The following is a 25,955-nucleotide window of genomic DNA, read 5'->3' as shown; positions in this document are numbered from 1 at the left end:
TGCTAATAACACAACACGCTTATCGTGCCATCATCTTCTACATGCATTCGATGTGATGCATGTTCAAGCGCATAATGCACCAATACACCCTCGTTACATGCATGAAACATCACGCCAAATGCAATCAACACTGCTAATAAGGCGCTTGTGACGAGCGCATACTCAAGTGTCGCTTGCCCATAACAACTTCTACGACCAGCATTGAAATGCACCATTACAGCGATCCTAATCCATTAGAAATGGCATCCCACAGCGCTTGAATTTTTGGTTTAAATCCGACAATCGCAACAATGGCAATAACAACGATAACGCCCACAATGATGGCGTACTCAGTAGTGCCTTGTCCGCGCAAACGTGGCTGTGCTTGCGTGCTTAAACGCGCATACCACCTGCATATATACTCATTTATAGCGGCATACCTTTGTATACATCTACTCTGTTGTGAAATACTCCGTGTAGGCCGTTCAACGCGCCTTTCCTTACCCTCTGTATTCCATAAACAACGCTTTAACATACGTATCTCCTTTCATCAGTAGTACTAGTTCTATTGCATACAAGCTTTATACAAGCTGTTATACAAACCACCCGCACGCGCGCTTAACATTCGCCTCGTTCATAACATCCTGACAAACGCCTACCCATTGCTCCAAGTGTTACCCGTCATAGTCCTTATAGAACGTAGCGTTTATGTCATACTCAAAAACATTGGTGCCATAATCAAAATAAGCATGGCTGGTAATATTAACGCACCTGTTGGAATCATCATTTTTATAGGCGCTTTCAACACTACTTTCTCAAGTTGCAAACAACGTTTTTCCCGACAAACACTTGACTCGTAATGCAACGTAGCAGCCAACGCATTCCCTAAATGAAGCGAACGAATAATACTTGCAATAACGCGCTGTAATTCTTGCGAACAATACGCAGCACTCAGCGCTTGAAGTGCTTGAGACCGACTTTGCATGCCATACGCCCAGCTTTCATATGCACGTAAACAATCACGAGCGAACGGAACACTAAAATTACTTGCATACAACTTAAAACTCACATCAAACGTAAGTCCGCTTTTCAATCCCAACGATAAAACCTCAAGCATTTCAGATAAGTGCTTTTCAGCGTGCTGCGCTTTTTGATGCTGCGCTTTTTTAAGCGCGTTTTTCCACAACAACACGTGAAGAACAACACCACTACAAGCACCAACAACTGCACTCAAAGGCGAATCGATAAGCCCCACACACAACCCAACTAATGCACTTGCTATTCCGCAGCGCACATACGTTTCCCAATACGCAGAAACAACGTGTTTGCCACGCATGTATGTTTGATTAAGCTGCTTATGTAACGTTTGATTGCGATGTGCATTAAACAGTGCAGGCATAAAACACTGCACGAAGTGTACACATACGCTGTCTTGATAGGTATCTGCTCGTTTTTGCACATACATAAGCACCGTGGGAAGATATGCTCGATACAATATATGCGCATCACGTTGTTGTGAAGCATCAGATGTTTTGTTTAATGAGCCATTCTCATTACATGGTGATGCATTACGTGTTTGGTTCATCGTATTACTCTGGTTATACACGCGCGCTTGTTGCGTACTACACTGAGAACGCTGCTTACGTAAACGCTTACGCAACACGTTAGAAGAACCGCTGCTATGAATATCGTTTTTGTATGCCATTACATACAAGCTTAAGAAAAATGCACAACACATTGCAGCACATACTGCTAAAAGCAACATACTTATCTCAAGTAATGAATCTTGCTCACCAAAGCTACTATATTGTTCTAAGAATGAAACCATTACGTGCCACACTCCTAGCGCAACTCGGGAATTTGTAGAATGCGATGCACTAAAAACATTCCGAGTGCTTGCATGCCAAGTGCAGTACAAAAAATCAAAATACCTGACATGCTTTTAAAATATGCATCAAGAAATCCTGGTGAGATGACAGTAAACAATGTAAGCAATACCAACGGTAACGCACATACGATGCGCGCCGATAAATGCGCTTGCGCTGTTTGCGTACTCAGTTTGCGCGATAGTTCCAACTCGTTTTGAGCGCTTTTCATTGCTGCCTGAACAATACCATGTGATGAACCACCGCACATATGTTGAATTTGAAGCGCAACAGCAACAAATGACATATGGTTTCCCAAGCGTGAACTTTTCAGCACGTCAAGCGCACGCGACGTATCACCGCTTAAACGCAACACATTAAGTGCGCGCTTAAACACATCTTTTACCAGGCAGTTATCGCTTGCACACACACTCTCAAACGTTTGCAACAAAGTAAAGCCACAAGAAAAGCTATCCGACATCAGTTCGAGCACTTGGGGAATAGCTTCGCGTTGACGCCTTAGATCACTATCGTAGGTATGTTTCAAAATGAAATAACTGCATAAGCTAACAGCACATATACTAATGAGACTGCTTAACCATTGACCGCTTGTAACAAGTGTTATCACACCTACTACAAACGCTGCGACACACAGCCATGTAAGCATAGTTTCTGCACTCGTAAAGCAATGAAGCGATGGGTGCATGCGATATACAAACCGGCACACGTCACCACATGATGCACGCTTGATCAGCTTAGATGCTACATACGAAAAAGGAACAAGGCGCAATGGCGCACACATTTCTATAAGCTGTACTATGGCAGAACGTGGCAGTGGATTACCATCCTGATGCGTTGTTGATGCTTGGTTGCCACTATTCGATAGTATGCGTGTATGCGACGACACATAACACTGAGCACTCGCACGTTTTTTTAGGAATAATAGCGCAGATCGAGCAAGTATAAATGCCGCAATACTTATCGAACTGATACTTATAGCTTCTAACATGCATATGATAAACCCGTTTTCTGATACCATTGCTCCACCTCCTTGCTTGCTATTTGGTGTGGTTGTGTACCGGTAAGCCATGAGGGTACCGCAAGCCATTTCCCCTGTTCATTCATATTGTTTCGCACATACAATTCACGCAGTGGGCACGCTTGTTGTTCACATGCAGGCAACACTTCAACAATATCTGAAATATAACGACCGCCCGAAACTGAACGTTTTACCTGCACAATGAGCTTTAAAGCGGTAGAAATGCTCGTTTTAATAACGTCAGTAGGCAAATCGATACCAAAGCGCACCATCATAATGAGTCGAGAAATGGAATCGTGAGGAGAGTTGGCATGCAGCGTGGTAAGCGATCCCTCATGACCTGTATTCATAGCTTGCAGCATATCAAGTGCCTCAGAACCGCGACACTCACCTACAACAATTCTGTCGGGTCGCATGCGCAGCGCATTAGCAACTAAATCACGAATGGTTATAAGCCCATTTCCTTCAGCGTTCAGCGGACGCGCCTCAAGACCAATCACGTGTGGATGCTCAAAGAATCGCAGTTCAGCCGAATCTTCAATGGTAATAATCCGTTCGTTTTTAGGAATGCAACAAGAAAGCGCATTCAGCAGCGTTGTTTTACCAGATCCTGTTGAACCGCACACTGCAAGGCTTTTCTTACTTTCAATTGCCCACTGCAAGCATCGTGCAACGCTCCACTCAGCACTGCCAGCCCTACACATATCGTCAAGCGTTATAACGTGCTCAGGAAACTTCCTGATAGTAACAACGGGGCCGTTCATGGCAATAGGATTAAGTGCAACATTTACGCGATAACCCTGTTGAAGACGCGCATCAACTAACGGAGAAAGCTCATCAACACGCCTACCAAGTGGCCCTAAGATTTTATCGATAACAGCGCGAATTTCTTCTTTTGTACGAAATGTCTGCGGATAGCGCTTTAAAACACCTGATTCTTCATAGAAAATTGCTTGTGTACCATTGATCATAATTTCAGTGACTGACGGTTCATGTATCAGCGGCTCAATCATACCCAAGCCAAAGATAGAATTGACAAGCTCTTGAATAAGCGCTTGTGCTTGTGATGCGGTAAGTTCCGTGTATTCTTGACGCAATAACAGCTGTTCACAAGCTTTTTTTACTTCTAGCTCAGCTTGTGCTTTATTGCGCTTTGCTAAATCAATCACATACTCAACTGAAAGCTGCTCTTCAAGGTCGTCACGCAAGGTATAGTAAAGCGACATATCGCTCTTTGGTTGTGAAGAAGATTTTTGCTGCTTATATGCTTGAGCGCGTTCATAAAATCCCATATCAACCTCACTCTTCCAAAGTAGCGAGCGCAGAATCATCCAAGGATATGGAATGTGGAGCGTGCGTTGGTATAATATCGCGTGCAAGCATCTCGATGCCACACCACAGAGGATTTTTACGTTCAAGCGCGCTTGCGCCTGCACGCGCAAGTAGCTTTTCCTCTACATCGACACCGCCATACTTAACGCTGTGCACCTTAACATCGCCTAAGGCGTGCTTTACGCGCTCGACCGACATATACCCTTTGCGCGTATACTTATTCAAGATATAATGAATGGAATGCGTTGGAATGCCGCATCGAGTACACAAATCAACAACCTGACATGCAGAATTAAGCGACTGTACACGCTGATCGATAATCATAAGCGAGTGGGTAGCTTTTTCTAAAAGCAAGGCATGGAAATCACTCCAATAGCTTGACGTGTTAACAATGACCACATCAAAGACCTCTGAGAGTGCTTCAATCAATACAGGAAGAACAGGTTCGTACAGCTCAGCCAATTCCAAAGATGCGCCCAACGTAACACACAACGGCATACGCTTACGCATTACATCTTGCATATGCTGCGCAAACTTCTCAGTTTCGATATGTGGTGTTGCAGTGTGCTCGTGCTTCATATTACACATTGCAACAGGTTTGTCGCCAGATAAACAAGACGTTGCAGATCTTACATACGGCGACACCTCGTGAGATGTTGCAAACGTAAACGGAAAAGGTTGTGTAGGCATATGAGTTGGCACTACAGACGAATCGGGAGAACTCTGCGAAGTACACCCATGTTGATATGCGGGATCGGCTATGCCAAGTACGCGCAACATTGATGCGTAGCTCGTAGGATTGTCAATACCTAAAAGAGCTGCGCAATCAGCAAACTGCAATGATGCGTCAAGCAAAACACAACGTTTACCACTCCGTGCTGCGTATAAAGCTAACAGCGCTGCAAGAGTACTTTTACCTGAGCCGCCTGTACCACTCATAAGAGATATTACGTTGCCTGAAAAATGAATATCACACGATGAAGGATGTGTGCTCTGCGATACGTGTGCTACGCGTGTGGAATTCATATCAGATGCTGAGTGCACAGTCTTATGATCAGGCATAAACACTGTGCTTATATTGTGCGTATTCGTTTGTGAACATGCAGGCAGTTGCATCGATATATCATGCTGAGTATCGCGTAATTGCTCTTGCATACATTCTTTCGTAGTATCTCCCTGTTCTTGTACGCTTTCTTCATCAGGACAATAAAAGTTTTCAGGAAAACTAGGCAGTTCGGTAGCTGGCAGTGCTTCGTCACATAAACACTTGATATTGTCATCGGTGTGCGTGTTACTCTGTAACGGTCCATCCAGAAACTCTTCGTGCGCACTGTCGCTAAGCGATACGCTCGATTGATTAGCACAATCAACGCGCATACTATCTTTACTTAATACACTTGCTTGATCGGTATATTCAATGTGAAGATTGTTGTTGGTCGGTGCGCTTGACTGATCCGCACCAGTGATACCCAAACGTGAATTTAAGTTCTTGAAAAATAACGCATAATCCCATAATGCATCAATATGTGCGGCATAGGCACGCGATCTTAACGAACCACCTACGTGCGATGACACTAAATTAACACGCACATCTGGGTACATGTGCTTAACGCGTGCTGCAACGTTAATAGGCTCAATATCACGTGGATCGAGTATCCACACACTTGTACATGAAAAATTTTCCAGCAATGCAAATAACTCCTGCGAAGAATGACATATGCGTACGCCTCCAGCTTGCATGTACAAACGCCCCTTATAGTGATGTTGCAAGCGTGCAACGGTACAAGGTGACGCACAAAGTAAAGGAGCGATTGCATTCATGAGCGTTTCCTTTCTTTAAGAACTAAACAATGTACTTACTGCTGGTAGAGTAGATCGGAATGTGCAGGAGCAGGTGCGAATCCAGTGGCAGGCACGGGTGAGCGTGTGGACACGGATGCTGGTGCGTTTGCGCGCGAAGGCGCATTTTCGTTGACGCGTGTATCTTCTGACGCATTTTCACGTGCGTTTTCTGGTTCTCTAGTCGAAGCATGTTCAGGCGCGTTCGTATCTTCATCAGAGCTTGGTAACACAACTGTCATCTGCGTTTTCTTGCTTGCCGACACGAACTCTTGTACTTTACTGTGCGGAACTGCTACTACTATCCACGAAGCAAGCGCACCAGCACTATCGCTTTTCTGATTAACGCTTGCAGAAGCAAGTACCAACACGCGCTGTGCTAACAAAACACTCGATTGTTCTCCTGTGGCATACACATTGACGTGTACTCCAGGTTTTACGAGATCAAGAGCTACAGCACTTGAACGCAACGGCACGCTCACTGCAACGCATCCAACCGGTACACGCAGCGCAGTATCATCAGGCGCAAAACGGCGCTTAACGAAAGCTTCTCCTTTTACAACACAAGCGGTAAGCGTTCTATCAACAATCTCGTCTGGCGTTGTAAAACACCCTTCAGGAACCAACGACGCAAGTGTATGTTTTACTTCAACATCGCGTGCATGTACTATTTCGCCAGGTTCTAAATTACGGCGCGCCATACATATAGCAACGTGCTCACCACCGTATTTACTAAGAAGCTGCTGATGAGCTGCCTGTGCTGATTGTTGAACATTATGAAAAAACATAAACGCGCACACACCAGCAATGACAGCACATAGCAATGCAAGAAGTAATTGTTTTCGTTTAAGCACGATATGACCTTTCCTTAAGCGCCTGCAGCAAGTATGACAAGGAAAACACGCGAAAAATACGCCATAAAGACGCCAATAACACGCCAATATGCGGCAAAAACACGTCAAAAAGACGTCATACGGCTGCTTTTAAGTGGGAAAAGACGCAATGTTCGCGCCAAACAGGTAGCAAAAAGACGCTATGCAGCTGCGATCGAATGGAAAGAATGCGCTACTTTAGCATGTTTCACTTACGAAATAACACATTCTAGTATGAAATTCTGAATTTATGCTTGCACTTCATGCGAGCTTATGAGAAAATAACTACCCGTCGAAAGACGCATGGTCGATTGGCGCAGCGGGAGCGCAGGTGCCTTACAAGCACAAGGTCGCAGGTTCAAATCCTGCATCGACCACCATGAAATTTCAGGCCGCCATTGGTGGCCTTTTTTATTAGCATGTGCATTATAAGTATAGAGGTGCGTAAGTTTACTATGCGTAAGCAGAAATCTCATACCTTAGCAAGTACTCCTGTTTCCCCTGTTTTACGAGGTATACGGCGTGTTGTACTCACCTGCTTTTTCGTGTTGGGACTTGGATGTGCCCTTGTAGTTACCACAAACGCCGCTGCTATACTTTATAGCTTGTCGCATATTTACACGCTTGACACGATACAAAATTTGCAAAACGACAGCCTGATCAACGACAACGCACAACTCAACAACACCTCTCATAGCGATAAGGTGCTGCAACGCGATACGCCCTCTCATACATCCTCTCCTGCACCTTTTGCTACAGAAACGCATAACAAGCAAAGTAATGCCATGTCAAGTGCGCAAACAGGCACCCTTTCATCTTCGCGTGTTATTCTTGTGTTAGGCGCGTCAGTCAATCCCAACAAAACACCCTCACCGATTTTGCGCGATCGTCTGAACAGTGCTGTAGCAATGTACCATGCACAACCCGATGCAACAATTATCGTCAGTGGTGATGGTCGCGAAGCGCACTATAATGAACCTGCTGTTATGAAGCAGTATTTGGTGGAACATGGCATTCCTGAACAGCGCATTGTTACTGACGAACGCGGATACACCACCTATGCAAGCATGTATCATCTTGCGTATAGCTATCACGTTAAGCAGTGCATTATTGTAAGTCAAAAATTCCATCTTGCGCGCGCTATCAGCACAGGTACGCTGCTTGGCGTACAATGCGTTGGCTTAAGCGCTGATACAGGCGTCTACGAAAAGGCCCAGCTCTATGAATTGCGCGAAATTCCTGCACGAACAAAAGACATCCTGCAAGCGCTTTTTCATGTAAAAAAGTAGCAATGTCAACGGGCTTTGTTGCAACTATAAAAACTTGCAGCTCTTTTTGAACTGCAAGTTTTTATAGATTCTTCCGCTTTTTATGAACGAGAACGCGTTTTCACTCAGCACGCATTAACAATCAGATGCAAGCCGTAGCCCGTGTCTCAAACGCACCTACAAGCAGGAACTACAACTCACTAATCGCTTCATATACCGTCGATGCAACAACCTTTTCTCCACCAAAGATGTATGCATTTGTAATGTCAGATTTGTGAGGCTCGATAACATCCTTTACAGCGCGCACATTGGAAGCATCGGCGAGTAACAAAATTGAATTGTTCTTGCCGCAAAGTGCAGCTCCCGAAAGCGCATCGGCAAATCCCCACCCTGTTGCAACACCTACATTGTTTGCATGCATGCCTTTCGTAAGCAAGAAATCGGCAAGCGCAATAGACGTGTCATAAGCCGTTTCTCCAGCAATACGGTCAATTTGAATGCCTTGTTCACGCAGCTGATCTTCAACTGCCTGTGGCACAACAGACGTACCACCTACAATGTGAATACGCGTAATACCTTGTGCTTTCATCGCTGCAAGGGTATTTTCATCAAGCAATCCCGTTGTGTAATCGGTTAAAAAGAGTGGCTTCTTAGTGGCGTAATTATAAGGAGCAACCGAAAGGGCATCCTCGTATCCCCAGCTTGTTGCTAAAAATGCTTCGTCAGTCTGCTCAAGATGCTGCGCAACTTCATTGGCGGTATCACTTGCCCGTGCACCTGCAACGCGTTCAACAGCAATGCCAAGCGCGGCAAGCTCATCCTCTACCGATTTACTAATTGCGTTAACACCACCGCATATATACACTTTTTGAACACCTAAGCGCACAAGTTCAAGGCGTGTTTGTTCGGAAAGCGATGCGCCTTGTGTAAGCAACACGGGAGCTTGCAATTTACCAGCAAGTCCGCTTGCAGACAGAGCATCCCAATAGCTTTCTCCTGTAGTAAGCACAGCATATTGTGAGCTATCAGGAAAAGCAATGCTATTGATAGTACGCATCGTGTCATAAGCAGTGATACCCCATACGCGTTTCAGCGATTGAATAGCATGATTTGAAGCAGTGCCCTGACCAGTAGTACCGCCACCCTCATTATGCGACCCAGATGGAGGCGTAACCTGAGCTTTTTTCAAATTTGCAATTTCAGTTTGAAGTGCTGCAATTTTATCATTCAGTGAAGTAATATTTCCCGTAAGCTCGGTGATTTTTGCTTGCTTTTGGGTATTATCAGCAACAAGTTGCTGTTTTTCGGTTGTGGCTGCGCTGAGCTGCTGTGTTAGTTCAGTAACTTTCTGCTGAGTTTGAGCAATAGTTGCTTGGTCAACGCGTGCCTGTTGCTGAGCTGTATTCAGATCATTAGTAAGCGTTTGAACTTTCCCGTTAGCGGTATCAAGCTTTGTTGTAAGGTCGCGAACGCTCGCTTGTGCAGCGGTAAGCTGATTTTGTAATCCCTGTTTATCGGTAGTAAGCTGAGCAACCTGTTCCGTTAATTGATTGACTTGTGCACTTAGTTCACCAATTTTTGCTTGTTTTTGCGTATTGCTTGTTTTAAGCGCTTCTGCCTGCTGATTAAGCGTGGTGATCTGACCGTTGAGGGTACCAATCTTCTGGTTCAACTCGTTAATTTTAGCCTGTGCTGCGGCAGCTTGCTGTTGTGCTGTTTGTAGCTTTCCTTGCAAGTCAGAAATCGACTGCTGAGCTGCAGTAAGCTTGGTTTGCAAATCATCTTTTGCTTTCTTGACGTTTGCATCACCATTCAGAGCACTGAGCGCATTTGTTATCGCCTCAGCAGCTGCTTTTACCTGTTCAGGAGTCGACGAAAGCTTATCATAAATTGCTTTTCCGTCTGTAATCGCCTGGTCATAAGCTGATTTTAAGTTATCATCAGCCTGCTTATAATTTTCAGTCGCTTTTATGCCATCAGCACCATTAAGCAACTTTTCTAACTGGGTGGAGCCCTGTTCTATGGTAGGGTCAGTTTGCGTATCACCTGATTGAACATGTCCAAGCAGAGAAATAGCAACTTCAATGCTATATAAATTCGTGCCCGCTTTATTGATCATACCATCTACTTGAGCTTTTTCCTCTGGCGTACCACCGGCAGCAGCCACTCTTGCATGCAGCTTGTCAATAGCAGCTTGGAAATTCACATGATAGGTTGCTTCCCACTTATTCTTTTTAAGAGTAAACGCAACATCGCTCGGCTTAGCAGGTATCTTGGTAAGTGTCGCTTTTGCAGGAACAATATCGGAGCCTGCTTGCTGAGCAGTAGTCCACGCAAGATCAGCAACATCAGGATCAGGATTAATGCCAACCAAGTTTCCTTCAAGCGTAGCAGTAAGTTCTTTTGCCTCTACCAACACACTTTGATTTTTTGCGTCGTTAACTTTAGAAGCAACAGCATCTGGCAACGGAACAGCAATTTTATTGCCCGTTAAGGTAATCGCTTCACCAGAAAGCGTAAAGCTAGAAAACATATTTGCATCAACAATTGCATTGTTGCTTACATCGAGTTTCTCCAACTTTGAGAGATCCTTCAAGGAAGTAACATCGCTAATCATATTGTTACTTACATTAAGATTTTTCAACGCCGAAAGATCTTTCAAAGGTGCAACAGAGCTAATCTTATTGTTGCTTACATTAAGATCCTTAAGCTTTGTTAACGATGCAATTTTTTCAAGCGAGCTAATATTTTGATTGTTAAGAGAAAGCTTGGTTACATTTTTAAAGTATCCAAGCCCAGTTAAATCTGCAATCTTTTCATTAAGTGGAGTGGCATCTGAACCTGCAAGGCCTGACAAATCGGTTACTTTAGAAGCATCTACATCGGTAATTTTAGTAGCATCATCTTTAATAATATGCTGTGATTTAAGGAGCTTAAGGAGTGCATTTTTCAAATTTGCATCAGGAAAGGTAAGTTCCTTTTCGCCAGTAAATGTAACGGTAATCGTACCAGTAAATTCAGCAGTACTGTAATTTGAAAACGTAAATATTGCAGTGTTTTTAGTTCCCGAAGGTTTTCCAATGTGGGTACTTTGATCATATGCGCCATCAACTACAGTAATCTTAGTACCATCCCACGGTTTAATATGTTCCGATAAATCGATAGACGAACCAGATACGCTAACCGCTATATTCATACCTTTAAAGTTCGGTTTTTCTGTCAGCTTGGTTAAGCCCTGAAGCGGAGAAATATCTTTAATATTATTGGCTCTTGGATATAGCCGCGTTAACGATGTTAAGTTTCTCAGAGGTTCAATAGATGTAATGTCGTTCTGAATAAAATTTAAATATGTAAGCTTAGTAAGATTTTTGATAGGCGATAAATCGGCGATATGGTTCTTTGCCATGTCCAGATATTCCAGATTGGTAAGGTTTGCAAGGGGTGCTAAGTCAAGCGGCTTTGTTCCATGTTCATTAATCTTGTTAAATACAAGATGTTTAAGCTTAGTAAGTTTTGCAAGGGGTGTTAAATCGGTAATCTGATTGGTCGGAAACTCAAGTTTTTCTAGATTTGTGAATGCTTCAAGCCCTGAAAGATCAGTTATCCCTGAGTGGGATAAATTATAAGCTCCCGTCATTTCAGTTACTTTTTTCGCATCCGCATAGGTGATCTCAGTAGCGCTAGACGCAATAACACGCATATCCGGGTTTTTTAATGACCTTAACAGAGCTTGTTTTAAATTGGGATCCTTAAAGGTAATGGGGGTATTTTCATCTGGTGTGCTAGCAAGCGCAGAGGGTATACCCTCCCCCGCCACGTATGAAATGCTCGATACTGCAACACCGCTGCCAACCAGAACAGCGCACAAACCAGCAGAAACTACGTTACGTGCTATGCGCTTTTTGCTCACTATAAACCCCACCTTACATTTTGCTAAATTCATTACCTAAAGCTATAACTTTTATAGTATAGCTTCTTCTATAAGCAAAGTAAAATACTCAGCCCTATTGGTTACAACGCTAGGCAGCAGCGCAGAGCGCAAGAACAAACCGCACCTTGTAAAGAATGCAAACGCACGGCGTACGGGACCACCACCAGCGAAAACGTACCGCGCACGGCGTACGGGACCACCACCAACACACGGCCCCGCAACCACCTACGCGCACGACACCGCACACGGCACTGAAACCACCCACGCGCATACGCACGCCAGCGGAAACGCAGCGCTACAGCACAATGCTCACTAAGCGGCCTTTGATAACGATTAGTTTCTTCGGCTGACGTCCGTCAATGCAAGCAGCAACTTCACGAAGCGCTGCTTCTTTCACAACGTCGTCTGCGCTATCAGCATCAACCGTTATGCGACCACGTACTTTTCCATTCACTTGAACAGCTAATTCAAGCTGCTGACGCTTGGCGAGCTTTGCATCGAAATCGGGCCATGGCTGCACATGCACCGACCACTGTTCACCTTGTGTGCTCGCTTGCACACCAGCACTGCCAGCCACACCAGCGTCACTAGCACCGCCAGCAGTACCAGCACCGCCAGCCGCACCCGCACTCGCTTGCGCACTAAAGCCACCGCAAGCCCACAGTTCTTCACACATATGAGGCGCAACAGGTGCAAGAATACGAATAATGCACGATGCAATCTCGCGATCGTAAGCCTTATTGCGCTGGTCAGCAGGCACATCATGCAAATAATCCGATGCGGTGTTCAAAAGCTCCATAATACTTGCGATAGCAGTATTAAAACTGTTGCGCTCGAAATCGGTTGCCACTTTTTGAACAACTTCATGGCGTTTACGCGTAAGCTCGTCAACCAAGGCCTGAACATGCTTCTCATCAGTCGCTTTTCCCGCTTGTGCTGCATTAGAAAGCGAACTCTCGCCTGCTTGATGCAGCAAGTCGAAACAAATGCGCCACACGCGATTTAAAAACTTGTACAAACCAGCCAAACCGTCTTCGTTCCACAACAACTCTTTGTCGGGCGGCGCCATGAACAGGATATATGCGCGCACAGCATCGGCGCCATACGAAGCTATCATGTCTTCAGGAGCAATAACATTGCCTTTCGACTTCGACATTACATCGCCGTGTTCGTCAAGAACCATGCCTTGCGTCAGTAAATTTAAAAACGGCTCGTCAAACGACACTAAGCCCATATCACGCAGCACTTTTGTGTAGAAACGACTATACAGCAAATGCAAAATGGCATGTTCGATGCCGCCAATATATTGATCAACTGGCATCCAGCGGTTCGCGTCAAGCGCATTAAACGGCGCGTGAGTATTATGTGGGTCGGTATAGCGCAAATAATACCAGCTTGAACAGGTAAATGTATCCATCGTATCAGTTTCGCGACGCGCAGGCGCACCACATTTCGGGCATGTGCACGCAGCAAAACTCTCATGCGTTGCGAGTGTTTCACCTTGTGCTAAATTGATGTCTTTCGGAAGCATAACTGGCAAATCAGCCTCGGGAACAGGTAAAACACCGCACTTCTTACAGTGAATTGCCGGAATCGGATTGCCCCAATAGCGCTGCCTGCTAATAAGCCAATCGCGCAAACGATACTCCACTTTGCGACGTCCGCGCCCGATGCTTTGAAGTGCGGCAACCATTACCTGTTCAGCACGTGAATGTTTACCGCCGCGCAAACCGGTATACGGCCCCGACTGCACCAAAACGCCCTCTGCTTCGTTCGCGTCTTGCCAATCGACACTGCACACAACACGACGCTGCTCGTCTTTGAGCTGCGGATACAAAGGGTCGTCCTCTTGTAAAATAATGGGAATAATAGGCAAGTTATACTTTCGCGCAAACTCAAAATCGCGCTTATCGCCACATGGAACAGCCATAACAGCGCCCGTACCGTAATCTGCCACGATATAGTCGGCTACCCACACGGGAACTTTATCGCCGTTAATCGGATTTACCACGTACCGTCCAGTAAATACGCCGTGCTTTTCGTGATTTCCCTGAGCGCGCTCAAGCGCCGACACCTTTTTCGACTGCTCAACAAGCGCTAAAACATCCTGCTTGTAGGGCGAATTTTCAACCAGCTGAGCCAAGCCTTCATACTCGGGCGCCAACACAAAAAACGAGCACCCAAACAGCGTATCGGCGCGGGTGGTAAATACGGTAATGAAGTCGTCCTCCGTAGGATTTTCAGGAGCTTGGCCCTGTTCATCGCACAATACGAAATCGATTTCAGCACCTTCCGAGCGGCCAATCCAGTTTGCTTGCTGCTGCTTTACGCGCTCGGGCCAGCCCGTAAGCTTATCTAAATCGTCAAGCAATTCTTGAGCGTAGTTTGTGATTTTGAAATACCATTGCGTAAGGTCGCGTTTTTCAACTTCCGAGGAACAACGCCAGCATTTTCCCTCGGTAACCTGCTCGTTTGCAAGCACCGTATTGCATTGCGGGCACCAGTTCACCGGCGATTTGCGACGCTCAACTAAACCGCGTTCCCAAAACTTCAAAAACATCCACTGGCCCCACCGATAATACTCAGGGTCACACGCAACAACACTCCTATCCCAGTCGTACGAAAAGCCCATACGCTTGAAGGAGGCTTTTTGCGTTTCGATATTTGCGTAAGTCCAAGTAGCAGGGTGACTTTTGCGCTTGATGGCGGCATTTTCCGCAGGCAATCCAAATGCATCCCAGCCCATCGGGTGCAGTACTGTGTTTCCCTGCATGCGCGCAAACCGAGCCGCAACATCCCCAATAGTATAGTTGCGGACGTGTCCCATGTGAATATCACCTGATGGGTACGGGAACATTTCCAGAATATATTTTTTTGAGGTTACTGACGCGGGTGTTTTGGTAGAATATAGCTGCTCGTCTGCCCATTTCTGTTGCCAGCGAGGTTCAATTTCATGAGGATTATAAGGTTTCATGGGCATGACAGTTCCTTTGGTTGAGCTTGTATAATTACGCATTATTGTACTCTTAACGGCGCGCAATGGGCGCAACATTTCGCGCGTCAAAAAAATTGCGCAAAGAAACTGATGTACGTGCAAACTTGGTAACAGATACTAATACGGTGTCGTGCAGCGGCTTGGTATTATAAGCGAACAATACGACAACGTTTGTGCGAACGGCTGCGGGAACAGTTGCGAGAACGGCTGCGGGAACAGTTGCGGAAACGGCTGCGGGAACGGGTGCGGGCTTAATGCAGAGCTGGTGCGAATGAGGGCTTGCTGCAGGGCTGGCACGAATATAAATACTGAATTGGATCATTTTCATCGGGAACGCAAGCGAATAACACGGGGCAGTTTAGGAAAACCAATCATGAATGAACAAAACGAACACGATGTGCTCCACGAAAAAGGTGCGAACTGCGCGCATGAGGTGGCGCGTGGGCGAGCATTTCCCCATATCAATTACACAATATTTCAATTTGCAAGCTCCGTTTTCAACACACGTTCTAAACAACATGCGCTACACGTATTTGATAAAAGTATCACTATTGCGCAGGCACTCCTTTACGCAGCGGGAGGCTTTGTTTTGTGCAAGCAGCCGGCGTTATTGGCGCCTTATATCGTTATCCCTGCACTCAGTTTTTTTGTTGGAACGGCGTTGCGCTCTCTTATAAATGCTCCCCGACCTGCAGAAACGCTCGATGTAACGCCGCTGATTTCTGGCGACGCTGCCACCGACACCACCACTGACGCCACGCGCGCAAACGTAAAACGCGGTAAGTCGTTTCCTGGAAAACACGCGTTCAGCGCGTGGTCGATTGCGGGTATCAGCGTGTGCATGGCGCTCTTTACAAATGCACAATACGCTGACGTTATGCTGGTATTTGCGCTGGTAGAAAGCGTAATTGCACTGGTAATTTGTGCGGTTCGCGTGCTTGGGATTGTTCACATGATACAAGATGTTATTGCTGGATTTGTTCTTGCGCTTATCGTTGAAGCAATTCTGTGCGCGCTGTGGCTCACGCTATTCTAACGGCATCGAGCCGTTCTCACATTCCCACGTACAACGAGCGCCAGCTACACCACCGAGCGCGTTCTGCTTCTGCGCAGCGAATGAAGTGCAACAAGCAGCAAACCAATCCAAATGCACGTCATGCATACAGCATGTGCCATACTAAATTCTTCCCCAAACAAAAACACGCCAATACCTAGCTGAATAGTAGGGCTTATGTATTGCAAGAAACCTAAGGTCGTAAGCGGAATTGAGTTGGCAGCACTCGCAAACAGGATCAGCGGGAACGCCGTAACAGCACCTGCCCCCAGCAGCATGATGTTCACCACTATATCGTGCGGAGTAGAAAGGCTCGATAAAAACGTCAATGTTCCCTGCTGAGCCATAAATACAAGAATAACCAGCGCAATTGGCGTTACCGAAAACGACTCAAACGCAATGGCACTCACAGGCGGATACGCGCCTTTTTTCTTGAGCGCTCCATACAAGCCAAAGGTGACCGCTAACACAATGGCAATCAGCGGGAATGAACCATAATCAACCGTGAAATACAAAATTCCAACACCGCATAGCACGATAGCAATAATCTCTACCACACTCAGTCGTTCGTGGAAAAACAGCACGCCGAACAACATATTCACCAGCGGATTTAAATACGAGCCCATCGAGCACTCAATGATATGATTAGCATTGACGGCCGCGATGTACAAACCCCAATTCAGAGCGCAAAGAAAGCCCGCAGGCACCAAAATACACCACGCGCGTTTCTGCTTGAACAGGCGCAGAACGTCAATGTGAAGCAGCTTGCACACCACAAACGTTACCACACAGCACCACAAAATGCGATGCGCAATAATTTCGTAGGAATTCACTTCGTCGAGGCTTTTCCAATAAATTGATAGAATGCCCCATACAAAATAGCATGCAAACCCAGCAATGAGACCTTGCTTACTCATGCAACCACGGTCGATATGTTTAGTTTCATCTGGCGTTTTAGGTCACTTCGTTCTCATTGGTAACAGCGGGTACTACACGTTGGTCGCAGCGCAAAAGTGCATTGTAAGAAGCGGTCAGTGCGCGTTACAAGCGGTGTATATGCTCGTTGGTCGCAGTGCACATGTTCGTTGATAGCAGCAGGCGGTGCGCCTTACATACAGCGTTTAACGTTTTTTAACATAAATTCCGCCGCTCATACACGAGAAACACGCAATACATCAATGGAACATACTTTTGCGAAAAAACGAGTTGATCCCCTCTAGACATATAAAAGATACTGATCACTTAATAGAAAATACAGGTGGATGTGTCTCTTACAGGTATGACCGTGCGCCTTTATCATATACAAACACTCCTTAATGTTGACAAGTAAATGAATGTACACGCCTGCCCAACGGAAAAAAATACCTGTTCACAGCACAATTAGCCAGCTTATATTTCGTGCACAAACAATGCATTTATGCAATATCTGAATAGGAAAGCAATGATATTCCCCTTTGTTTCAAGCATGAACGACAAGCCACTTATATCATGCATGAACATGCACCGTTATGACATGCGAAAATGACATTTCTTCAAAGTAGCATTTGGCAAAAACATACATTTCTTCAAAGTTATTTTTGCCGAAAATCGACATTTCTTCAAAGTGTTGAGGGAACAATTTTTATGGCGCGGGAACGGATGGAGCCTTGTCGCCAGCATGCGCCGCCGAACGAGGTGCGCGCGAAACATTGATTGCACACACTTTATATTCAGGCACGCGAGCATGATCGTCCAAAGCTCCGTTTGTAATCCAGTTACTGTTGCCATCTTCATAGTGAAACGGCATCCACGCATGTCCGGGCGTTGTTTTGTCTGACACACGCGCGCTTGACGTAATGCAGCCACGCCGCGAACACACGCGCACACGGTCGCCATCTTCAATGCCCAACTGGCTGGCATCGCTGGTATTGATTTCGATAAACGACGAATCGCCCAGCTCATTGATGCCTTTCGTGCGCGCTGTCATCGCACACGCATTGTATTGGTGCAACACGCGCCCTGTCATCATGATAATCGGATAGCGCGCATCAGCTGTTTCAGCAGGTGCGCGATATTCCTCGGGCTTGAACAGGCCACGCCCACGAGTAAAAGCGCCAACATGCAAAATTGCTGTTGAGGGCGATGTTTTCGTAGGAACAGGCCACTGCAATCCATCGTTATAGCACGCAGCGCTGTCAAGACGCGCATGCGAAACTCCCCCATACGCAGGGTCAAGACGCGCCACTTCATCCATAATTTCCGCTGCCGTTAGATGTGGCTGCGGATACCCCATGCGGTTCATCACATCAATGAAAATGTCAGTGTCAAGCCGCGCGCCTTCATGCACAGGAACCGCAGCTCGCACGCGCTGAATGCGGCGCTCGGTGTTCGTAAATGTGCCCTCTTTTTCGGCATAACTACACCCCGGCAACACTACGTCGGCCATCTTCGCTGTTTCTGTCATGAACAGCTCTTGCACAACCAAAAAATCAAGCGCCTTCAGGGCTTTCATCACATGCGCAATATCGGGGTCGGTGCGCATTGGGTCTTCTCCCATGATATACATTGCTTTCAGGGAACCCTCAAGAGCGCGGTTGAACTGGTCAGTTGCGTAATGCCCAACCGTACGATTCAGCGACACGCCCCACGCGTTTTCGAACTTCTCGAACACGCCCGGCGTTGTGAACTTTTGATAGCCAGGGAAGTTGTCGGGGTTGGCGCCCATATCGCATGCACCCTGTACGTTGTTTTGCCCACGCAGAGGGTTCACGCCGCAGCCTGGACGCCCAATTTTGCCTGCTGCCATGGCCAAATTCGACAGCGAAAGCACGCCAGCGGTTCCCGTTGTATGTTCAGTAACGCCCAAGCAATACATAATAGCAGCGGTGTTCGCGCGGCCATACATCAGTGCAGCCTCAACAAGCATGCGCTGGTCAATTCCACAAATTTCGGCAACACGTTCAGGCGTATACGCAGCAACCACACGCTTCAGTTCGTCAAAATTTTCGGTGCGCTGGGCGATAAATTCTTCGTCAATCAAATTATGCTGAATAAGAATGTTCGTCATCCCGTTGAACAGTGCAACATTTGTCCCAGGTCGAAGCTTCAAATGAATATCAGCACGCGCGGATAAGCGAATTGTGCGCGGATCAACAACAATCAGACGCGCACCGCGCTCAACGGCACGGCGGATGTGCATACCCAGTACAGGATGCGCTTCCTCGGCATTCGTTCCCACCATCATAATGACGTCTGCTTGTTCAGTTACATCGGGAATGGAATTTGTCATTGCGCCCGAACCAAGAGTAGCTGCCAGACCGGCAACGGTTGGTGCGTGTCAAACGCGCGCGCAACTGTCGACATTATTCGTGTGAAACACCGTTCGCGTCATTTTCTGCATCATGTACACGTCTTCATTTGTGGAACGTGAACAGGCAAAAGATGCGATCGCATCGCCGCCGTACTCATCTCGAATGCTACCAAGGCGCGCCGCTACATAATTTAAAGCTTCGTCCCACGTGGCGCTGCGAAACGTGTTGGTGGCCTTGTCTTTGATGAGTGGCGTCGAAAGACGATCGGCAGAATGCACAAAATTAAACGACGCCGAGCGGCCCTTAATGCATAAAAAGCCCTGGTTGGAAGGCCCTGACACCACTTCGGTATCGACGATGCGACCATTTTTCACAATCAGATTGAACTGGCAGCCAACGCCACAATGTGGGCAGGTAGTGCGCACTTTTTTAAGCTTTGTGTGCGCATACGACAGCGTTGCTTTTTCAGAAATGGCGCCTGTGGGGCACGCCGCGGAACAGCAACCGCAGCTCTCGCAGGTATTTGTGTTCCAATCGCTTCCGAACGGCGCTAAAATTGACGTGCGTGTGCCGTGATGCTGCGTTCCTAAAATGTGATTACCCGCGCCTTCGTTACATGCGGCAACACAGCGCTGGCAGCGAATACAAATGTTGGGGTCGAACGACAGAAACGGCGATGTGTCAATGCACGGCTGACGTTTTGCGGAAGCTTGGTGGTGAGCGTGGGGATGTGCGTCCTGCTCAAAGGGAAGAACGCAAGCGGCTTCGTGGGACGATTTCGCTGGTTCGCTCTGTTCAGAGGCGGGTTTATCCTGCTTGGTGGTAAGTTCGGGCTGGCCGCTGGCACATACCTGCACGCCGCCACGTTCTACCTGTTCAGGAAACAAATACGAAATGTCGATACCCTCGCGCATGCACAGTTGCTCAAACTCATTCGGCACAAAATCGTGCGCAAAACGCTGCGGATTCGGACGATACGTACGCAGCAGCAAACGTAACAGCTGCTGGCGATACCTCTGTAAACGCGCCGATTGCGTGCGGATATGCATCCCATTTTGCACTTTAGTGTTGCACGCTGGCATAAGCTGCGCGTGCGCAAACAGCTCGTCAAGCTGGGGAACGGAAGCCTGCACGCCCTCAGGTTGCGCATTCGTGGAAGTATCGTCGCGCACAAACGCAACTTCAACACTACAAATGCGACACGAGCCTATCGCGTTCAACTTCTTCAAATAACACAAGGTAGAGATGGAAATTCCCGCGCGTTCAGCGGCGTCTACAATGGTGCTTGTGGAAGGAACGTCCAGCACGTGCCCGTCAATTGTTACGCGCACATGTATTTCCTGATCAGCAGGCAAATTGGCAGTACCAGCTTCGCCAGTAGCAGCCGCGCCTGTGATACCAGCATCAGCCGCACACGTTTTCGCATCCGCGACACCAGCATCAGCTGCGTCAACACCAACTGCGTCAACACCGTTGTACAGCGCGCCAGTGCTGCTCACACGCGACTCGTTTGCCTTTGAGACAGTGTTATTCATAGCGAATCCTCCCCCCTTTTTGCGTTCCGCAACCAAAATAATCGCAGCGCAAACAGCGCGAACATTCCTGCAAAATTTCCTGCTCAGTGTTCTCAAGCTCAACTTCAAGAAAATCGTGCTTGCGATCACGCACCAACCGCTCGGGCACGTTCACACGCCCCGTTGCCGTACGATTGTTGCGCGCGGGCGTTGGCACCACAATGTCGCAAGGCAGGGTATGACTGTACCCAAGCGCGTGATCGATGTTGCGAGCAGCCACCTTACCTGCGCCGATAGCACGAATAATGGTTGCGGGCCCCGTTTGGCAGTCGCCGCCCACAAACACATTACGAAGCCCTGGCGCCAAAAGATGTTCATCGGCAGTAAAACGACCGCGTGTAGCAGTCATACCGAACGCTTCAAACGGCGCGCTTACAATATCTTGCCCAACAGCAATTAAAATAACGTCAGCTGGAATGGTAAGCGGCGGACGCAGCGCAGTAACGGGCGCCGGGCGACCACGCTTCACAGTACTAATCATCTGCGGTTGCGCAATAAGCGCCTTGCATGCACCCTGTTCATCAACGGAAATCTCAACAGGCGCCGCCAGCATCAACAACTCAACACCTTCAGCAGCAGCTGCATCAATTTCTTCAGGAAGTGCGGTCATGTCTTCTCGCCTGCGACGATACACCACCGTTACCGCAGACGCCTTCGCACGAAGTGCCGTACGCGCGCAGTCCATCGCAACATTACCGCCACCAATAACAACAACACGTTTCCCCTGGTAGTTTGGATAATCTCCATCGCCAATGCGCTCCAGCACCTGCACCGCCGAGAATACACCCTGCGCATCCGCACCGGGCAAATCGAGCGTTTTTCCTGCTTGCGCGCCAATGGCAACGTACAACGCGTCATAATCGCGCGCTAATTCATGCAAAAGAGGCGTATCAACAGGTGTTTCATAGTGAACGTCAATACCGCCAACCTTTAGAATTCCGCGAATATCCTCGTCAAGACGTTCCCGTGGAAAGCGATACGCCGGAATGCCGTAGCGCATCATGCCGCCCAGCGATTTGCGCGCCTCAAACACGCTTACGCGATGCCCCATCAACGATGCAAAATAAGCACAGGTCATCCCGCTAGGACCTCCACCAATGACGGCAATTTTTCGCCCCGTTTCAACATTGCGCACGGGAGTAGGCACCGTATCGCAACGCGCATTATCGCACGCGTACTTTTTGATGCCACGAATGTTAAGAGGCGCATCGATTAGCCGCCGACGGCAGCGAATTTCGCACGGATGCTCACAGACCAGCGCACATGCTGTCGGGAACGGATTGTCTTTGCGAACCATGTTTACCGCAGCGGCGTTATCTCCCTGTGCCACCAGCGCAATATATGCTGGAACATCAACATGAGCAGGACAAAGTGCCTCACAGGGAACTTTCTGCTCGATAGTAGGCTGGCACGCATGCTGCTGAACGTGCGCGTTGAACTCCGATTCGTGCGCCTGAAGACTTTGCAGAAACACGTCGGCTGTGTGATACCCAATAGCGCAATCGGACGTTTCACTGATAAGCTGCGCCAGCTCGCGCGCCTGATCAAGCGTTTCGGGGCTAGCCGTGCACGCAACAATGTCGTGCAACAAGGCTGCTAACTGGGGCAATCCGTCGCGACACGGAATGCATTTGCCGCACGTTTGCGCGGCACCGGCTTGCACCTGGTTAAGTTGCAGCTGAACAGGGCACATGCCTGGAGGAGTTGTTTGAACGCGGCGCTCGAAGTCTTCTAAAAATTGCGCAATCTGCGCATCATCAGGCGATTGTGGCGCAATAGAAAGCTGAGCCAATGTCAAACCCCCTCCCTGGTTTTTGGTTCTATGCGCTATATTGTGCCATATTGAACTGCGGAATACGGTCACGACCGCGGAATTGGTGCCGATTTGGCATTTTGTGGTCACCTACCCTATGCGTAGTATGCAGAAATGGGTATAGATTGCTAAGCAATATCTATGATGAAGCAGAGTGTAGGCGCAATAAGCCGAACATCAGCCCGAACAACAAGGCCTTACCTTCGCGAAGCGTTTTTCCAAGCTTAGCGCACCTTGCCTTCGCGAAGTATTTTCCCAAGCTTTGTAATTACTCCAATAAAGCTATAGGCTTCCCCAGTTTTTTTCTCTATAGCAACAACATTCGCACCTGATATCTGTTCTACGGGAGTGTGATAGGAAAACACATAATAGTCTTTATACTCACAATATGTATCGACTTTCCCTAAAAGGTCTTTTGCAATAGATAGCGCTTGCTCATAATTAACCATGATTACCTCCTAAACCTTAAAACACATTCTCGGCTAAGTGCCTTCAAAGGTTAATGGTTAAAGCTTCGTCTCTTTTAATTCGTTGCCTAACGTATCATCAAACATCGCTGCTGCAAAACCAAAATCGATAGACCCATCTTTTTTCCAAACAATAAAGGGTGAGGTGTAGCCACCAATAACAGGCTTTTCATCTTCGCAATCGCTGCCACTGTAAAACACGAAAGCGTTATCGTGCTCGACACACAAATCAAATTCCTGAAAATTACTCACGCTATCTTGTGCTTTTTTCTTTGCTTGTTCAAAAGAAATCATGACTACCCTATCGCCCATACGGATTTTTAGCTCTATCACTGATTCTTAGATGAGAGGTCTTCATAGTTCTGACTGAATCGTATCTGACACCACTTAAAACTTTGCTCGGATTATACGCTCTGCTAACCTGAGATTCAAAAAAATGGATTTTTACCTTTTATATTGTTAGTACTAAACACATCGCCAAAATAGCCTTTTACCTGGTAAAACCAATTACAGCGCGTGCACCATCTTCGTATGCTTGCGTTGTCTTAAGCACGTTTTACTAAAAAATTAGGCATAGGCACACATGTAAAGCCTTTGAGCACGTCCGTTAAGTATTACTTCCAGTATCAGTTACGATGAGTGTTATCCAACGATAGAAAGTATGGTTACAAATAATATTTACGCAGGTCAAATGAATAGAAGATTAAAGAAGTTGTGGTGGAGATGATGGGATTCGAACCCACGACCCCCACGTTGCGAACGTGATGCTCTCCCAACTGAGCTACATCCCCACAAACTACATTCAAGCTTACAAAAACAACGCTCAAACACCCAAATAATAAACACTCAGACGATTAAACGCACGCATGCTCGAATGCGTAACTAGTATTTTCTGCATTACAGCGCAATTTGTCAATTACCTTTTGCGCAAGTATGCAAAATAGCCTTATTTTTTTCTGCTACGAATATGAGCAGAAGCATCATCATGAAAGCTCGTATCCTCATCTGAGGTATCATCATCCGCATCAACATCAACATCAGCATCGTCATCAATGCTATCATCAACATCAAGTGCATCGGTATCGCTCATCATATCAGCCTCATCAGGCTCATCATCCAAATCAGAACTATCATCAGCTAAATCGGCTTCAAGCAGCGACTGTACCAAATGCGAACCCATATCGCTTTGATCGTCAACAAATGGTTCAAAGAGCGCCTTATCATCTTGATACAATTGCACGATACCAGTCAAAATATCAACATACTGGTACGATTGGCGCGCGATACGTCCGCGCTTACGCTCAACGTCAATAATAAACAAACGAGGATGAATTTGAGCAAGCGTGCCTTCAAGTTCTACAATTTTTGAACGCCCCATATTAGCTCGTACCTGCAGTTTTTCTCCAAGATGTGTAGCAAGTGTATCGTGAATAGTGTCGATAATTTTAGCTTGTTCTTCCAAATTCATAGGTAAAACTTTCTTTCAAGAAGAGATATGTTTATGCAAGGCGCAGTGCGTGTACACACTATGAGCTACCCTACAAAAATAGCCGTATTATTTTACCACATAACACAAACAACGAACAGAAACAAGAAAGGAATAGGTGCAAAGAGTGCGCAGCTGCGCATATATAAGCTGTTCCTGCGCTTTTACAAATGCTTGTATCGTATGATAAGCCGATAATTACATGAACGCGTCATTAAAACGAGCACATACCTACCTTTAACGAGCGCACCAATTGCGTACCTATACTTCACTTCCTCTGCACATATTGGAAGCATACCTGCATAGAACTGAGATAATCATAGAGCAGGTACAGCTATGTATGGCAGTGTTGGTAAACCTGCAACACTGTAAACCAGCATTATTTCATGAATGATATTTTTAACCTGAACATCAAAAAACAGCACCTGCTCGCTAGGAGCACTAGGCGCGCGCATACTCGCTAGGAGCGCACTTATAATACCGTGTACAAACATTTAGTGCAAGCTTAAAAATCGTGCATAAAAAGTAGCAATGCGCGCTAACAATGCAGGAAGCATAACTACTAAACAACACCACAGCTTAACAAGGCTTTTCCCAACGTAATAAACTGCTCGCAAGAGAGCGTTTCCCCACGAACATCAGGTGCAATGTTGGCAACATGCAACGCGTCTAACAAGTTATTTGCAAGTACACCGCGCGCATCTGTTTTGCTGGCACTGTTGTTACACCCAGCAAAAAAAGTACGCATTGAATTAAAAACAGTTTTACGCCTGTTTGCAAACGCCGCTTCAATTGCGCGCTGAATGGCAGGCAATTCACAAGGCTGATAGGGTGCATCATGCACACTCAACCGATCAAGGCGAATGACCGTACTTTCCACATGAGGAGCGGGGAAAAAGTTTGACGGCGCCACAGAAAACATGCCAACAGGCCGCGCAAGCAGGGATAACTTAACAGTGTACGCCCCATAAGCCTTGGTGCCCGGCTGCGCGCACATACGCTGCGCAACCTCTTTTTGCACCATAATGGTAGCACTGCGCAACAACGGAAATCGCGTGAAATAATCAAGCACAATCGTGGCAGCTACCGCGTAAGGCAAATTGCTGATCAGCTTGTTGGGAAGCTGATTGAGAAGCTCATCGGTGTTCGCG

At 46.9% G+C, this 25,955-nt stretch carries 19 protein-coding genes and 2 tRNA genes; 3 read left to right on the top strand and 18 right to left on the bottom strand.

Going from position 1 to position 25,955, the window contains the following annotated elements:
- Positions 1-2 precede the first annotated feature (2 nt).
- The 7 genes from HMPREF3190_RS05170 to cpaB all read right to left on the bottom strand — a co-directional run bounded on the left by HMPREF3190_RS05170 (position 3) and on the right by cpaB (position 6,908).
- Complete coding sequence (locus HMPREF3190_RS05170) at positions 3-215, bottom strand: hypothetical protein (RefSeq protein ID WP_066781027.1); 213 nt, start codon at positions 213-215, stop codon at positions 3-5.
- Positions 215-514 (bottom strand): class III signal peptide-containing protein, encoded by a 300-nt coding sequence (locus HMPREF3190_RS07460; protein ID WP_156425728.1) that lies wholly within the window; start codon positions 512-514, stop codon positions 215-217. The genes HMPREF3190_RS05170 and HMPREF3190_RS07460 overlap by 1 nt, the downstream gene beginning before the upstream one ends.
- A 171-nt stretch (positions 515-685) precedes the next feature.
- Complete coding sequence (locus tag HMPREF3190_RS05160; RefSeq protein WP_066781020.1) at positions 686-1,807, bottom strand: type II secretion system F family protein; 1,122 nt, start codon at positions 1,805-1,807, stop codon at positions 686-688.
- Positions 1,808-1,821: 14 nt separating this feature from the next.
- Complete coding sequence (locus HMPREF3190_RS05155) at positions 1,822-2,751, bottom strand: type II secretion system F family protein (RefSeq protein WP_449676274.1); 930 nt, start codon at positions 2,749-2,751, stop codon at positions 1,822-1,824.
- Positions 2,752-2,846: 95 nt separating this feature from the next.
- Positions 2,847-4,175 (bottom strand): CpaF family protein, encoded by a 1,329-nt coding sequence (locus tag HMPREF3190_RS05150; protein ID WP_066781016.1) that lies wholly within the window; start codon positions 4,173-4,175, stop codon positions 2,847-2,849.
- Between the two features lie 7 nt (positions 4,176-4,182).
- Positions 4,183-6,036: a nucleotide-binding protein gene (locus tag HMPREF3190_RS05145; RefSeq protein WP_066781009.1), complete on the bottom strand. Its 1,854-nt coding sequence runs from the start codon at positions 6,034-6,036 to the stop codon at positions 4,183-4,185.
- 35 nt (positions 6,037-6,071) lie between these two features.
- The gene (gene cpaB / locus HMPREF3190_RS05140) at positions 6,072-6,908 is read right to left on the bottom strand and encodes a Flp pilus assembly protein CpaB (protein ID WP_066781008.1); all 837 of its coding nucleotides are present in this window, start codon (positions 6,906-6,908) and stop codon (positions 6,072-6,074) included.
- Positions 6,909-7,231: 323 nt separating this feature from the next.
- Here cpaB and HMPREF3190_RS05135 point away from each other — a divergent pair.
- Positions 7,232-7,306: transfer RNA gene (locus HMPREF3190_RS05135), tRNA-Val, on the top strand.
- 75 nt (positions 7,307-7,381) lie between these two features.
- Positions 7,382-8,215, top strand: a complete 834-nt coding sequence (locus HMPREF3190_RS05130; protein WP_066781007.1) for a YdcF family protein — start codon at positions 7,382-7,384, stop codon at positions 8,213-8,215.
- Positions 8,216-8,384: 169 nt separating this feature from the next.
- Here HMPREF3190_RS05130 and HMPREF3190_RS05125 read toward each other — a convergent pair whose 3' ends face one another.
- The 3 genes from HMPREF3190_RS05125 to HMPREF3190_RS07665 all read right to left on the bottom strand — a co-directional run bounded on the left by HMPREF3190_RS05125 (position 8,385) and on the right by HMPREF3190_RS07665 (position 15,448).
- Positions 8,385-12,104, bottom strand: coding sequence for a cell wall-binding repeat-containing protein (locus HMPREF3190_RS05125; protein ID WP_066781006.1), 3,720 nt, complete (start codon positions 12,102-12,104; stop codon positions 8,385-8,387).
- Between the two features lie 316 nt (positions 12,105-12,420).
- A complete protein-coding gene (gene leuS, locus HMPREF3190_RS05115) occupies positions 12,421-15,099 on the bottom strand; it encodes a leucine--tRNA ligase (protein WP_066781307.1) in 2,679 nt (892 codons plus the stop codon).
- A gap of 52 nt (positions 15,100-15,151) precedes the next feature.
- A complete protein-coding gene (locus HMPREF3190_RS07665; protein WP_449676271.1) occupies positions 15,152-15,448 on the bottom strand; it encodes a hypothetical protein in 297 nt (98 codons plus the stop codon).
- 45 nt (positions 15,449-15,493) lie between these two features.
- Here HMPREF3190_RS07665 and HMPREF3190_RS05105 point away from each other — a divergent pair, with 45 nt between their 5' ends.
- Positions 15,494-16,156 (top strand): phosphatase PAP2 family protein, encoded by a 663-nt coding sequence (locus HMPREF3190_RS05105; RefSeq protein ID WP_066781001.1) that lies wholly within the window; start codon positions 15,494-15,496, stop codon positions 16,154-16,156.
- A 44-nt stretch (positions 16,157-16,200) separates the two neighbouring features.
- On the opposite strand, the gene rarD is transcribed toward HMPREF3190_RS05105, so the two are convergent.
- From rarD to HMPREF3190_RS05055, 8 genes are all read right to left on the bottom strand, one after another.
- Positions 16,201-17,091: an EamA family transporter RarD gene (gene rarD, locus HMPREF3190_RS05100; RefSeq protein ID WP_066780999.1), complete on the bottom strand. Its 891-nt coding sequence runs from the start codon at positions 17,089-17,091 to the stop codon at positions 16,201-16,203.
- Positions 17,092-17,795: 704 nt separating this feature from the next.
- Positions 17,796-20,999, bottom strand: coding sequence for a formate dehydrogenase subunit alpha (fdhF, locus tag HMPREF3190_RS05090; RefSeq protein ID WP_082715178.1), 3,204 nt, complete (start codon positions 20,997-20,999; stop codon positions 17,796-17,798).
- Positions 20,992-22,836, bottom strand: coding sequence for an NAD(P)-binding protein (locus HMPREF3190_RS05085; RefSeq protein ID WP_449676268.1), 1,845 nt, complete (start codon positions 22,834-22,836; stop codon positions 20,992-20,994). Before HMPREF3190_RS05085 ends, fdhF begins: the two co-directional genes overlap by 8 nt.
- Positions 22,837-23,075: 239 nt before the next feature.
- Entirely contained in the window at positions 23,076-23,300 is a 225-nt protein-coding gene (locus HMPREF3190_RS05080; RefSeq protein ID WP_066780995.1) for a hypothetical protein, read from the bottom strand.
- 57 nt (positions 23,301-23,357) lie between these two features.
- A complete protein-coding gene (locus tag HMPREF3190_RS05075; RefSeq protein ID WP_066780993.1) occupies positions 23,358-23,612 on the bottom strand; it encodes a hypothetical protein in 255 nt (84 codons plus the stop codon).
- A 421-nt stretch (positions 23,613-24,033) separates the two neighbouring features.
- Positions 24,034-24,109, bottom strand: a tRNA-Ala gene (locus tag HMPREF3190_RS05070).
- 155 nt (positions 24,110-24,264) lie between these two features.
- Positions 24,265-24,786, bottom strand: a complete 522-nt coding sequence (locus HMPREF3190_RS07315; protein ID WP_082715177.1) for a Veg family protein — start codon at positions 24,784-24,786, stop codon at positions 24,265-24,267.
- Between the two features lie 580 nt (positions 24,787-25,366).
- Positions 25,367-25,955: ribosomal RNA small subunit methyltransferase A (locus tag HMPREF3190_RS05055; protein ID WP_449676266.1), on the bottom strand; the 589-nt coding region annotated here is incomplete at its 5' end.

The sequence above is a fragment of the Umbribacter vaginalis genome (assembly GCA_001552935.1).
Taxonomy (GTDB): Bacteria; Actinomycetota; Coriobacteriia; order Coriobacteriales; family Eggerthellaceae; genus Berryella; species Berryella vaginalis.
Note: the sequence above shows the minus strand (reverse complement) of the source record. Positions and strands in the feature narration are given on the sequence as shown.